This is a genomic window from Acidimicrobiales bacterium, from assembly GCA_016794585.1.
Taxonomy (GTDB): Bacteria; Actinomycetota; Acidimicrobiia; order Acidimicrobiales; family DATDAH01; genus JAEUJM01.
In genome coordinates this window covers 40,283-52,740 of record JAEUJM010000001.1, presented here as the reverse complement: position 1 = coordinate 52,740, position 12,458 = coordinate 40,283, and the positions used below count along the sequence as shown (strand labels likewise).

Sequence of the window (12,458 nt, the reverse complement as noted above, 5' to 3'; positions counted from 1 at the left end):
TCTACCCGCCGGGCCCGGGACGAGCGCCCGGTTCCGGGTCCCCCTCACCCGTCGGCCCCTCGGCCTCGACGTGAAGGTGGTCGAGGTCCGGGAGCACGAGGTGGGCCCCGGCGGCGTGGAGGTGCTCGGCCTGACCCACCCGGTCCACCCCCACCACCAGGCCGAACCCGCCGCGCCGGCCGGCCTCGACGCCGGCGACCGCGTCCTCGACCACCACGGCGGCGTGCGGCGGTACCCCCAGGCCGTCGGCGGCCGTGAGGAAGAGCGCCGGGTCCGGCTTGCCCGCCAGGCCCAGTCGATCGCTGTCGACGCCGTCGACCACCACCGCGAAGCGGTCGAGCAGGCCCGCCGTGGCCAGCACCTCACGGGCGTTGCGGCTGGCCGAGACCACCGCGGATCGGCGGCCGCCGGCCTCCAGCCGGTCGAGCAGGCGGCGGGCGTCGGCGAACGCTCGGACGCCGTCCGCCCGCATTCGTTCGTGGAAGTAGGCGTCCTTGGCATTGCCGAGGCCGCACACCGTCTCGACGCCGGGCTCGTCGTCGGGGTCGCCCTCGGGCAGCTCGATGCCCCGTGCGGCGAGCACACTGCGCACGCCGTCGTAGCGGGGCTTGCCGTCCACGAGAGCGAGGTACTCCCCGACCGGGTCGAACGGCGCCTGCGGCGCGCCACCGGTCGCGGCCCCTGCCCACCGCTCGAAGAACTCGTCGAACAGCCGCTGCCACGCGGCGGCGTGGACCACCGCGGTGTCGGTGAGCACCCCGTCGGTGTCGAAGACAACGGCGTCGAAGCGGCCCAGCGAGCTCATCGCATCCAGTCTCACCGATGGCCGCGGACCGCGGCGGGCACGCCTCGACCGTCGTCGGAGGTGAGACCGTGACGCTGCCGGCGGGCGCGCCGGCGCAGCGCCACCTTCGCGAGCGTGTCGGCGGCGAGCACGGCGGGTGCGGCCGACGCGACGACGAGCCACCCCGCGAGCGGTGGCGGCGCCTGGCCGAGCAGGTCGGCCAGGGGCGCGAACCCGATGAAGGCGGCGGCCAGGAGCACCTCGAACCCGACCGCCCAGAGCAGCAGGCGGTTGCTGGTCCACCCCAGGCGGCCCGGCCACCGGGTGGTGCTGCGGCACGCGAAGGCGTTGGCCATCTGGCCGACCACGACCGCGGTGAACGCGGCCCCGGACGCCATGTCCAGCACGTGCCCCTCGGGGAACGGCTCACCCGGGGACCACCCCATGGCCAGGAAGACGGTCACGAACGCGGTCATCGACACCAGCGCCTCGGTCGGGCCGAGCACCCCGAAGGCCCGGAAGGCGACCGTCGAGTTGATGAGTCGCCCCTCGGACGGCCGCCGGTCCAGCACGCCGGGCGTCGGGGCCTCTCCGCCGAGGGCGACCGCCGGCAGCGTGTCGGTGCCGATGTCGAGGGCCAGCACTTGGAGCACCCCGAGGGCAAGGGGGAAGCGACCCCCGGAAAGGGCCCAGATCACGAAGGGCGTGAGCTCGGCCACGTTGTCGGTGAGGTGGTAGGTGAGGAACCGGCGCATGTTGGCGAAGGTGGCCCGGCCCTGCTCGATGGCGGCCACGATGGTGGCGAAGTCGTCGTCGAGCAGGACCAGGTCGGCGGCATCCCTCGCGACGTCGGTGCCGGAGCGGCCCATGGCGATGCCGATGTCGGACTCTCGGAGTGCCGGACCGTCGTTGACCCCGTCACCGGTCATGGCCACGACGTGGCCGCGGGAACGCAGGGCGCGGGCGATGCGCAGCTTGTCCTCGGGCGTCACCCGGCTGAGGACGATGCCGTCGTGATCGATGAGCGCAGCCAGCACCTCGCTGTCCGCCGGCAGGTCGGCGCCGGTGATCACCGGGTCGTGCGGCCGCCGCAGCCCGACCTGATCGGCGATCGCTCGTGCGGTCGCCGGGTGGTCCCCGGTGACCATCGCCACCGAGATGCCCGCCCGTCGGCAAGCGGCCACCGCGTGGGCGGCGCCCGACCGCGGCGGATCCTCGAGTGCCATCAGCGCGAGCAGCTCGAGCTCGCGCTCGGCCTCCTCGGCGTCCTCCGGCCCGTCGTCGCGACGGCGGGCGACGGCGATCACCCGGAGGCCGCGCGCGGAGAGCGCGTCGAGCGGGCGCTGGGCGTCGGCGGGTGCGGCGCAGCGCGGCAGCACGGCATCCGGTGCGCCCTTCACCAGCACCCACCCGTCGCGGACCACCGACATGCGCCGGCGGCGGGGGTCGAAGGGGAAGATCCGATCGGGGGCCGTCGCCCGGATCGGCTCGGTGTCGACCCCCAGCCGACGGGCGACGACGTCGAGGGCCACCTCCATCGGGTCCCCCTGGGTGACCCACTCGCCGCCGCGCTCGACGGCGTACCCGGTGGAGCACGCCACCGCCGCGCCCGCAGCCACCACCGCCCTCTCCCTGCTGGCCTGGCCCTCGTCCCGCACCTGGCCCACCGGCTCGTAGCCGACGCCGTCGACCTCGACCGAGCCCGACGGCGTCCACACCGCGACCACCTGCATCTCGTTGCGGGTGAGGGTGCCGGTCTTGTCCGAGCAGATGAAGGTGGTGGACCCCAGGGTCTCGACCGACTCGAGGCGACGGACGAGTGCGTGGCGAGCGGCCATGCGCTGGGCCCCGACCGCCAGCGAGAGCGTGACGGTGGGCAGCAGGCCGCACGGCACCACGGCGACGGTGACGCCGATGGCGAAGAGGAACCCGTCGCTCGCGGGTTGGCCGAGGAGCAGCGAGAGGACGAAGAAGACCGAGCCGAGGGACACCGCGATGACGGCGAGCGTGCGAACCACACGCTGGATCTCACGGTGCAACGGGGTGCGGGGACGGGAGGCGCCGGTGGTGAGCTGGGCGATCGACGCCAGACGGGTGTCCGCCCCGATGGCCTCGACGGTGGCGAACCCGGTGCCCTCGACCAGGAACGTCCCGGCGAAGAGCTCCTCGCCCTCGTCCGCGGGCGACGGAACGCTTTCCCCCGTCAGCGTCGACGTGTTCACCAGGATGCCGTGGGCCTCGCCGAGGACGAGGTCGGCCGAGACCCGGTCGCCGGGCTCGAGCCAGACCGTGTCACCGACCACCAGTTCGCTGGCGTCGACGTCCCGGCGCTGCCCGTCCCGCAGCACCGTGGCGCGCCGAGGGAGCAGGTCGCGCAGGCTGGCGGCGGCGCGCTCGGCCCGGTACTCCTGCCCGAACGCGAACACCCCGTTGAGGACGACGACGGCGAAGATGGCGAACCCCAGGGGCACCAGTCCACCCAGCAGGGCCAGCCCACCGGCCACCCACAGCATCAGCGCGAACAGGTTGACGAACTCCGCGCCCAGCTTGCGCCAGGCGGGCACTGCACGCGGCGGGGGGAGCCGGTTTGGCCCCTGGGCCTCCTGGCGCGAACCGGCTTCCACGGCGGACAGGCCCGTCGGCACCTTCCGGGGCACGTCCCCGGCCTGCGTTCCCGTCACGGGGCCATCTTCCCCGCACGGTCGAGGCTCGGCACAGGGTCGATGGTCACGCTGCGCCCTGGGACCTTCTCCCCTTCCCTTCCCCATCGCCAGGGGCTTGAGTGGAGCCACGACGGACGTCGAGTGCAGCTCCCTGCGCCATCGCCCGTCCACCACCTCGCGCCAGATCCGGAGGCACCGCCATGGCCGCTGACCCCCTCGCCCCGCTGGTCCTGCCGCTCGACCAACTCGATCGCCACTCGGTCGGGACCGCCGGCGGCAAGGGCGCCAACCTCGGCGAGCTGCTGCAGGCGGGGTTCCCCGTGCCGCCCGGCTTCGTCGTCACCGCGGGCGCCTACCTACGCGCCATGGACGCCGGCGAGGTCCGCGACGAGCTGCGCACCCTCGTCCCCACCGCCGCCGACCTCGACCCCGACGCTCTCGACGCGCTGGCCGAGCGCTGCCAGGCGCTCGTGCGGGACTCGGGCGTGTCCGGGGACCTGCGGGCCCAGGTCCTCGACGCATACGCCGCGCTCGGCGACGACGTGGCCGTGGCGGTGCGCTCGTCGGCGACGGCGGAGGACACCGCCGGCACCTCCTTCGCGGGCATGAACGCCACCTTCACCAACGTCAGCGGCCCGGAGGCCCTGCTCACCGCCATCACCGACTGCTGGGCCTCCGCCTTCAGCGCCCGGGTCCTCGCCTACCGGGCCAGCCAGCACCTGACCGACGAGCCCGCCATCGCGGTCGTGGTGCAGGAGATGGCCGAGGCCGTCGCCTCCGGGGTGATGTTCACCGCCAACCCGGCCGACGGCGACCGCAGCACCCTCGTCATCGAGGGAGCGCCCGGGCAGGGCGAGGTCGTCGTGGGTGGCCAGGTCGAGCCGGACTCCTACCTGGTGGCCAAGGACACGCTCGACGTGCGCGAGGCGAGGGTCGGCATCAAGAGCCACAAGATCGTGCGGGCGGCGGGAGGCGGCGACGAGACCATCGCGCTCGCCGGCGACGAGCGCACCCGACGGGTGCTCACCGACGACCAGGTGGTGGCCATCGCCGCGCTCGGGCGCGACGTCGAGGCGCACTACGGGTCGCCGCAGGACACCGAGTGGGTCATCACCCCGAGCGGCGAGCTGCGCCTCGTCCAATCCCGACCCATCACGACCCTCGACCAGGGCCCGCCCCCGGCCGCCCCTGAGGCCGGCGGCGCGATCGCCGGCGGCGCGACGGACGCCGCCGGCGCGCTGGTGCGGGGGCTCGCCGCGGCGCCCGGCGTCGCGGTCGGCCGGGCACGCGTCCTGCGCGCGGTGGACGAGGGCCACCGCTTGGAGGACGGCGAGATCCTCGTGGCCCCCATGACCAACCCGGACTGGGTGCCCACCATCCGACGCGCGGCAGGCCTCGTCACCGACGGCGGCGGGATGACCTGCCACGCCGCCATCGTCAGCCGAGAGCTGCGAGTCCCGGCGGTGGTGGGCGCCCGCACGGCGACCACCGCCCTGCGCGACGGCGAGGTCGTCACCATCGACGGCGCCAAGGGTGAGGTGTGGGCCGGCGACGTGTCCGCCTCGCTCCTGGCGCCCCCGACCGTCGCGCCCGGCGCGCCGGTGGCACCGGCCGCCTCGGGTGGCGGCGGCGCCGACGAGCCCCTCGCCACCCGGCTCCACGTCAACCTCGCGATGGCCGCGCACGCCGAGGAGGCCGCCGCCCTTCCCGTCGACGGGGTCGGCCTGCTCCGCGCCGAGTTCATGATCACCGACGCGCTTGGCGGCATCCACCCCAAGAAGCTGCTCGCCGACGGTCGGCGCGAGACCTTCGTCGACGCCATGGCCGCGTCGCTCTCCCAGGTGACCCGCGCCTTCGCGCCGCGTCCGGTCGTGTACCGGGCCATGGACTTCCGCACGAACGAGTTCCGAGGCCTCGAGGGCGGTGAGGAGTACGAGCCCGTCGAGAACAACCCGATGATCGGCTACCGGGGCTGCTACCGCTACGTGCGCGAGCCCGAGGTCTTCGCCATGGAGCTCGAGGTGCTCGCACGGGTGCGGGAGGAGACGCCGAACCTCCACCTGATGCTCCCGTTCGTGCGGACGCTCTGGGAGCTCGAGGCCTGCCTGGAGCTCGTCGACCGCAGCCCCCTCGGCCGACAGCGCGGCCTGCACCGTTGGGTGATGGCGGAGGTCCCCTCGGTCGTCTACCGCATCGGCGACTACGCCCGGGCCGGCATCGACGGCGTCTCCATCGGCTCCAACGACCTCACCCAGCTCGTCCTCGGCGTGGACCGCGACTCCGAGATCTGTGCCGAGCTCTTCGACGCCAACGACGTCGCCGTGCTCGCCGCCATCGGCGCCATCATCTCCGAGGCACGGGCCCACGGGCTCACCAGCTCGCTGTGCGGCCAGGCGCCGTCGAACGACCCCGCGTTCGCGGAGCACCTCGTCCGGTTCGGCATCACGTCGGTGTCGGTCACCCCGGATGCGGCGCTCGCCACCCGACGCGTGCTCGCCGCGTCCGAGCGGCGCATGCTCGTCGAAGCGGCCCGGCAGGCCTAGCCCAGCAGCTTCAGCAACGACGACACCGCGGTGTAGGCGGCGACGGCCACGAGCAGGCCGGCGAACCACCGCAGCAGGGTCTGTGCCGGCAGGCGATCGGCGATGCGGGTCCCGGTCAGCACGCCGGCGAGGGCGGCGACGGCGAAGGGGATCGTGACGGCCCAGTCGACCTCGGTGTGGCCCACCCGGGCCAAAAGCGCCCACGCGCAGTTGATGGCGATGATGAGCAGTGAGGTGCCGATGGCCTTGGGCATGGGAAAGGCCAGCAGCAGCGTGAGCGCGGGCACGATGATGAAGCCGCCACCCACGCCGAACAGGCCGGTGAAGAAGCCCACCGCTGTGCCCGCCGCCACCACCTTGGCCACCGTGGCGGCGTCGAGGCGCAGGCGGACGCCCACGCTCCCACCGCCGGCCCCGCTCCCACCACCGAGGCCCGCCGCCCGCTCGGCGGCCTCCTCGCCGACCCGGGTGCAGGTGGGGCAGCCGGTCAGCATCCGCCACGCGGCGATCACGATGAGCCCGGAGAAGGCCAGGAGCAGGACGTCGGGGTCGAGCCCGCGGTTCAACGCGGAGCCGAGGAACGAGCCACCGACGCCGGCCAGCCCGAACAGGAGGCCGGGACGGACCTCGACCCGACCGGCCCGGAGGTGCTCGCCCATGCCGACCAGGGCGGCGAGGCCGACGACGATGAGCGAGGTGGTCGTGGCCGCCTGCGGGCTCTCCCCCGCGATGTAGACGAGCACCGGCACGGCGAGGATCGAGCCCCCGCCGCCCAGCGCGCCGAGGGACAGGCCGATGAGGAAGCCGAACGGCGAGGTGAGGAGCGCCCTCACGACGAGGTGCCGGCGCCCACCTCGTCACGGCTGAGGTGGGTCATCCACGCGCCGTAGCCCCCGAGCAGATCGGACACCTGGGTGAAGCCCGCCGAGCGGAGCAGGCTGGACGCCAGGATCGAGCGGTAGCCCCCGGCGCAGTAGACGACCGTGGGTGCCTCGGGGTCGAGCTCGCCGAGACGGTCCCGCAGCTCGGCCACGGGGACGTGGCGGGCCCCGTCGATCATGCCCAGCTTCACCTCGCCCGGGTTGCGCACGTCGACCAGGGTGACCTCCCCCAGTGCCGCCTCGAGCTCGGCCGCCGTGACGCGGGTGCTCGTCTCGACCACGTCGGGGTGGGCGAGGAAGGAGGCCACGGGCTCGGCCAAGGCGCCGACGACGGTGTCGAAGCCGATGCGGGCGAGGCGGACCTTCGCCTCGAGCTCCCCGCCCGGGTCGGTGACCAGGACGATGGGGGTGTCGGGCCCGACGACGCTGCCGGCGTACTCCGCGAACCGGCCACCGGCGCCGACGTTGAGCGACCCGGCCAGGTGCCCGATCGAGTACTCGTTGGCGTCGCGCGTGTCGAGCACGGCCGCACCCGCCCGCTGATGCTCGAGCACCGCGTCGAGGGTGAGGGCCTCCGGGGGCTCGGTCTCGTCGAGCAGTTCGCGTTGGCGGCGGTTCAGGCCTGCGTCGAAGGCGAAGTACCCCGGTGCCGAGGGCTGGCCCTCGGTGACGACGGCCACGAACTCCGCCTCGGTCATCGGGGCCAACGCGTAGTTCGTGGCCCGCTGCTCGCCGATGGTGGACTGCGTCTCGGTGGACAGGTTCTTGCCGCAGGCCGACCCCGCACCGTGGGCGGGGAACACCCGGGTCACGTCGGGCAGGGTCAGCAGCTTCTCGTGCAGTGAGTGGTACAGCTGGCGGCCGAGGTCGTCGGCCGAGACGCCGATGGACGACAGCAGGTCCGGTCGGCCGACGTCGCCGATGAAGAGGGTGTCGCCGGTCAGCACCCCGTAGGGCACCTCGTCGGCGGGGCGCTCGTAGACCACCACGCTGATGGACTCGGGCGTGTGTCCCGGCGTGGCCCGGATCTCCAACGTCACCTCCCCGAGGCTGATGCGCTCACCGTCACCGAGGCGGCGGATGGGGAAGTCGGCCTGGGCCACCTCGCCGAAGCCGATGGCCGCACCGGTGGCTTCCGCCAGCTCGAGGTGGCCCGACAGGAAGTCGGCGTGGAAGTGCGTCTCGATGATCAGCTCGATGACCAGGCCGGCGGCTTCGGCGTCATCGAGGTACTCCTGGATGTCGCGGCGAGGATCGACCACCACCGCCCGACCCGTGGTCTGGTCACCGATCAGGTACGACGCTTGCGATAGGCAATCGAGGTAGTACTGGGTGAAGTGCATACCCCATAGGGTATCCTGGCCCGACCGAGCTCGCACCCCTGGAGGAACCGTGGAACTGCCCCCCGAGACCGTCGACGACCTGACCAAGCGCCTCCGCCGCGCCGAGGGCCAGCTCCGAGGCGTGCAGCAGATGCTGGAGGACGGGCGGGACTGCCGGGAGATCGCCCAGCAGCTCGCGGCCGCCACCAAGGCCCTTCAGCGCACCGGCTTCGTCCTCATCACCGCCGGGCTCACGTGGTGCCTCAGCGACCCCGAGCGGTCCGCCGAGGAGGGCTACGACCTCGAGAACGTCCAGAAGATGTTCCTCAGCCTCTCCTGAAGCGGCAGGGTCCTCCCTCGGGAGGGGACCAATACCCCCGGGAGTAGGGACTTTCGTACCTACCCGGTGGGGAAGCCAGCGGGCACGCTGGGTTCGTGACCAGACATGTGGTGATCCTCGGAGGCGGCACCGGCGGCACGCTCGGCGCCAACCGGCTGCGCCGCGAGCTCCCCGACGACGTGAACATCACCGTCGTCGACCAGGACGACTCGCACGTCTACCAGCCGGGCCTGCTCTTCGTGCCGTTCGGCCTGACCCACCCCGAAGACATCGTGCGCTCCCGCAAGCGCCAACTGCACCGGGGCATCGACTACCGCCAGGACGGCATCGACCGCGTCGACATCGGGGGACAAGAGGTCCACCTGAACGACGGCACCACCCTCCACTACGACGTGTTGATCGTGGCCACGGGCGCCGTGCTGACCCCGGAGGAGACCGAGGGTCTCGACGGGCCCGGGTGGATGGAGAAGGTCTTCACCTTCTACACGCCCGAGGGTGCCGCCGCCCTCGAGTCCGCCCTCGCCTCGTTCCGCCAGGGCCGCCTGGTCGTCAACGTGGTCGACATGCCCATCAAGTGCCCCGTGGCGCCGCTGGAGTTCTGCTTCCTCGCCGACTGGTACTTCCGCGAGCGGGGCGTGCGCCGCGGCATCGAGATCACCTACGTGACCCCCCTCGACGGGGCCTTCACCAAGCCGGTCGCCTCCGGTGCCCTCAGCGGCCTGCTCGCGGAGAAGGACATCGAGCTCGTCACGGAGTTCAACACGGGCGAGGTCGACGGCACCGCCGGCACGCTGACCGGGTTCGACGGACGTGAGGTGCCCTTCGACCTCGCCGTCGTGATCCCCCTGCACAGCGGCGCCGAGTACGTGGGCCGCTCCCCGGGCCTCGGCGACGAGCTCAACTTCGTCCCGACCGACGAGCACACGCTCCAGTCCAAGGTGGCCCCCAACGTCTTCGCCATCGGCGACGCCACCAACGTCCCCGCCTCGAAGGCCGGGTCCGTGACCCACTTCGAGGGCGAGGTGCTGGTCGAGAACGTGAAGCGCTTCCTGGCCGGCGAGGAGCTCGATGCCGGCTACGACGGCCACGCCAACTGCTTCATCGAGACGGGGTTCCACAAGGCCCTGCTCATCGACTTCAACTACGAGACCGAGCCGCTCCCGGGCCACTTCCCCGCCGCGGTCGGCATGCCCCTGTTGAAGGAGTCCCGCATGAACCACCTCGGGAAGCTGATGTTCCAGTGGTTCTACTGGCACGCCCTGCTCCCGGGCCGCGACATCCCCGGCATCGGCGCCGACATGCCCGAAGCGGGCAAGTCCGCCGGCGCCCCCACCCCCAGTTCGCCCACCGCCAACTGACCGACACAGGAGGCACCATGCCCACCCGCACCCTCGCCGGCACCACCGTCGACGTCAACGACGAAGGGTTCTTCACCGAGCCCGAGGAGTGGACCAAGGAGATGGCCGTCGAGCTGGCCCAGGAGGCCGGCATCGACGAGCTCACCCCCGATCACTGGACGGTCCTCGAGTTCATGCGCTCGCAGTACTTCGAGAAGGGCACGGGCCCGACGGTCCGCGTCCTCGGCAAGACCTCGGGCGTCTCGGTGAAGGAGCTCTACCTGCTCTTCCCGAAGGGCCCGGCGAAGATGGCCGCCAAGATCGCCGGCATCCCCAAGCCCCGCGGCTGCATCTGATCCACCCGCGGCGGACACCCGCCTCGACACCCACCCGCCAACCACGAACGGAGGCTGCCGCCATGGGCGACGCCATCGAGAAGGTCTCGATCATCATCTCCAAGGGCTCCCTGGACGGGATCTACCCCGGCCTGATCATGGCCAACGGCGCCCGCGCCGAGGGCATCGAGGCCAACCTCTTCTTCACCTTCTTTGGCCTCGACGCCATCCACCAGAAGCGCCACGACCACATCAAGATCTCGACGGTCGGCAACCCGGGCCTCCACCTGGCCACCTGGGCGGGCGGGATCCCCGGCATGTCGAGCGTTATGACGCACTACATGGAGCACAAGATGGAGGCGCTCGACATCCCCTCCATCCCCGAGTTCGTCGAGATGATCGCCGACACGGGCGCCGGCCTCTACGCCTGCAAGGCGTCGGTCGACCTCTTCGGCCTCACCGAGAACGACCTCATCGAACAGGCCCGTGAGATCATCACCGTCGGCGAGTTCTACGAGATGGCCGCCGGCGGCGAGATCATCTTCACGTAGCACTGGCTCCTCCTTCGTCGGAGCGCCTTCGGCGATCCGGTTCATCGGTGCCGCGGCTTCGCTCTGCTCCGCCACGTGACCCACTCCCGCGAGGACTGATCGGAGGGGTTCGAGCGATCACCTACGGTGCTGGCCGTGTGCCGTCGCCGAGTCCCCCTGTTCGTCGTGCTGGCGGTGCTCCTCGTGAGCGCCGCCTGCTCATCGTCGGGGGAGTCGGCCTCGTCGACCACTGACCCCACGTCGGCCCCCACGACGACCACGACGGCGGCCTTCGATCCCGCCGCGGTCGGCGAGGTCACCGTGGATGGTCCCGTCACCGGGGGCGCCGGCGAGGCGGTGCTGGCCCAGGGCACCCCGGACCTCGCCGCCAAGGGCTACGTCGAGGAGGAGTTCTTCGTCTCCGGGACGGCGTCGTCGTACACGAGCGCCGAGCCCCTCACCAGCGACGGCGAGTGGACGGTCGAGCCCGACGAGTCGGCGGACTACACCACCCGCATCCTCGTGCGGCGCCCGGCCGACGCCGCCGACTTCAACGGCACCGTGTTCGTCGAGTGGCTGAACGTCACGGGCGGCCTCGACGCGCCGGCGGTGTTCACGCAGGCCCAGGTCGAGATCCTGCGCTCCGGCTCGGCCTGGATCGGCGTGTCGGCGCAGACCGCCGGCATCTCCGGGGACGGTGGCCTCGGGTCGGCACTCCGCCTCCAGAACGCCGACCCGATCCGCTACGCCGACCTCTCCCACCCCGGCGACAGCTTCTCCTACGACCTGTTCAGCCAGGTGGGCGCGGCCGTGCGGACGCAACCGGAGACCGTCCTCGGCGGGCTCGAGCCCGAGCGGGTCCTCGCCACCGGCGAGTCGCAGTCGGCCTTCCGACTCAGCACCTACGCGAACGCCATCGCCCCGCGCGACCACGTCTACGACGGCTTCTTGATCGTGAGCCGCAGCGTGGACGGCGCCGCCCTCTCGCAGGAGCCTCAGGCCGAGGTGCCCGCCCCCTCCCCCACCTTGTTCCGCGAGGACCTCGACGTGCCCGTGCTCGTGATCACCTCCGAGACCGACCTGGGCGGCGGGCTCAGCTACGCAGGGGCCCGCCAGCCCGACACCGACCGGTTCCGGGGCTGGGAGGTGGCCGGCACGGCGCACTACGACGCCTACGGCCTGGTCGTCGGGGCGAGCGACACGGGTGACGGCGCCACCGACGTCGCCCTCTTCGACGCCATGTCCGACCCCCCGAGCGCCATCTACGGGAACATCATCTCCTGCGACCGGCCTTTCAACGCCGGCCCCTTCACCTACGCCGCCCGCTCGGCCGCCGCTGCGCTCGACGGCTGGGCGCGCACCGGCGAGGCGCCACCCGAGATGCCCCGCATCGAGCTCGACGAGGCGACCGACGAAGTCGTGGTCGACGGCGACGGCATCGCCGTCGGCGGCATCCGCACACCACAGGTCGACGTGCCCGTCGCGGTGCTCTCCGGATCCGGCCAGCCCCCCAACGGCTTCTGCGGGCTTTTCGGCACCACCGTGCCCTTCTCCCCGGCCGAGCTCGCCGACCGCTACGACGACCACGACGCCTTCGTGGACGCGTGGGACACGGCGGTGGACGAGGCGGTGGACGCCGGTGCGATCCTCGAGGCGGATGCCGCCAACCTGAAGGCCGCCGCGGCGCAGTCCTCGATCCCGGCCGACTGACCCGGGCTAGCTT

The 12,458-nt window shown here is 72.5% G+C and carries 10 protein-coding genes; 6 read left to right on the top strand and 4 right to left on the bottom strand.

The annotated features are described in order from the left end of the window. Position 1 precedes the first annotated feature (1 nt). Positions 2-805, bottom strand: a complete 804-nt coding sequence (locus JNK12_00235; protein ID MBL8774317.1) for an HAD-IA family hydrolase — start codon at positions 803-805, stop codon at positions 2-4. A gap of 11 nt (positions 806-816) precedes the next feature. Beyond that, positions 817-3,465, bottom strand: coding sequence for a cation-transporting P-type ATPase (locus tag JNK12_00230; GenBank protein ID MBL8774316.1), 2,649 nt, complete (start codon positions 3,463-3,465; stop codon positions 817-819). 182 nt (positions 3,466-3,647) lie between these two features. On the opposite strand from JNK12_00230, the gene ppsA reads away from it, so the two are divergent. Further along, on the top strand, positions 3,648-5,990 hold the full coding sequence (gene ppsA, locus JNK12_00225; protein ID MBL8774315.1) for a phosphoenolpyruvate synthase: 2,343 nt from the start codon (positions 3,648-3,650) through the stop codon (positions 5,988-5,990). Here ppsA and JNK12_00220 read toward each other — a convergent pair. Together JNK12_00220 and JNK12_00215 are read right to left on the bottom strand one after the other, a co-directional pair. Then, positions 5,987-6,823 (bottom strand): sulfite exporter TauE/SafE family protein, encoded by an 837-nt coding sequence (locus JNK12_00220; GenBank protein MBL8774314.1) that lies wholly within the window; start codon positions 6,821-6,823, stop codon positions 5,987-5,989. The genes ppsA and JNK12_00220 overlap by 4 nt on opposite strands. Continuing rightward, positions 6,820-8,214: an MBL fold metallo-hydrolase gene (locus JNK12_00215; GenBank protein MBL8774313.1), complete on the bottom strand. Its 1,395-nt coding sequence runs from the start codon at positions 8,212-8,214 to the stop codon at positions 6,820-6,822. The genes JNK12_00220 and JNK12_00215 overlap by 4 nt, the downstream gene beginning before the upstream one ends. Positions 8,215-8,263: 49 nt before the next feature. Between JNK12_00215 and JNK12_00210 the strand changes: the two genes are divergently transcribed. The 5 genes from JNK12_00210 to JNK12_00190 all read left to right on the top strand — a co-directional run bounded on the left by JNK12_00210 (position 8,264) and on the right by JNK12_00190 (position 12,445). Next, entirely contained in the window at positions 8,264-8,533 is a 270-nt protein-coding gene (locus tag JNK12_00210; protein ID MBL8774312.1) for a metal-sensitive transcriptional regulator, read from the top strand. Between the two features lie 95 nt (positions 8,534-8,628). Then, positions 8,629-9,891: an NAD(P)/FAD-dependent oxidoreductase gene (locus JNK12_00205; GenBank protein ID MBL8774311.1), complete on the top strand. Its 1,263-nt coding sequence runs from the start codon at positions 8,629-8,631 to the stop codon at positions 9,889-9,891. Between the two features lie 17 nt (positions 9,892-9,908). Beyond that, positions 9,909-10,226 (top strand): TusE/DsrC/DsvC family sulfur relay protein, encoded by a 318-nt coding sequence (locus JNK12_00200; protein ID MBL8774310.1) that lies wholly within the window; start codon positions 9,909-9,911, stop codon positions 10,224-10,226. Between the two features lie 62 nt (positions 10,227-10,288). Beyond that, the gene (locus JNK12_00195; GenBank protein MBL8774309.1) at positions 10,289-10,756 is read left to right on the top strand and encodes a DsrE/DsrF/DrsH-like family protein; all 468 of its coding nucleotides are present in this window, start codon (positions 10,289-10,291) and stop codon (positions 10,754-10,756) included. 135 nt (positions 10,757-10,891) lie between these two features. Then, a complete protein-coding gene (locus JNK12_00190; protein MBL8774308.1) occupies positions 10,892-12,445 on the top strand; it encodes a hypothetical protein in 1,554 nt (517 codons plus the stop codon). The last annotated feature ends 13 nt before the right edge of the window (positions 12,446-12,458 follow it).

Bases quoted from the DNA above. Each gene is read 5' to 3' on its own strand.
- JNK12_00235 (MBL8774317.1), bottom strand. From the start codon at position 805: ATGAGCTCGCTGGGCCGCTTCGACGCCGTTGTCTTCGACACCGACGGG.
- ppsA (MBL8774315.1), top strand. From the start codon at position 3,648: ATGGCCGCTGACCCCCTCGCCCCGCTGGTCCTGCCGCTCGACCAACTC.
- JNK12_00215 (MBL8774313.1), bottom strand. From the start codon at position 8,214: ATGCACTTCACCCAGTACTACCTCGATTGCCTATCGCAAGCGTCGTAC.
- JNK12_00200 (MBL8774310.1), top strand. From the start codon at position 9,909: ATGCCCACCCGCACCCTCGCCGGCACCACCGTCGACGTCAACGACGAA.
- JNK12_00195 (MBL8774309.1), top strand. From the start codon at position 10,289: ATGGGCGACGCCATCGAGAAGGTCTCGATCATCATCTCCAAGGGCTCC.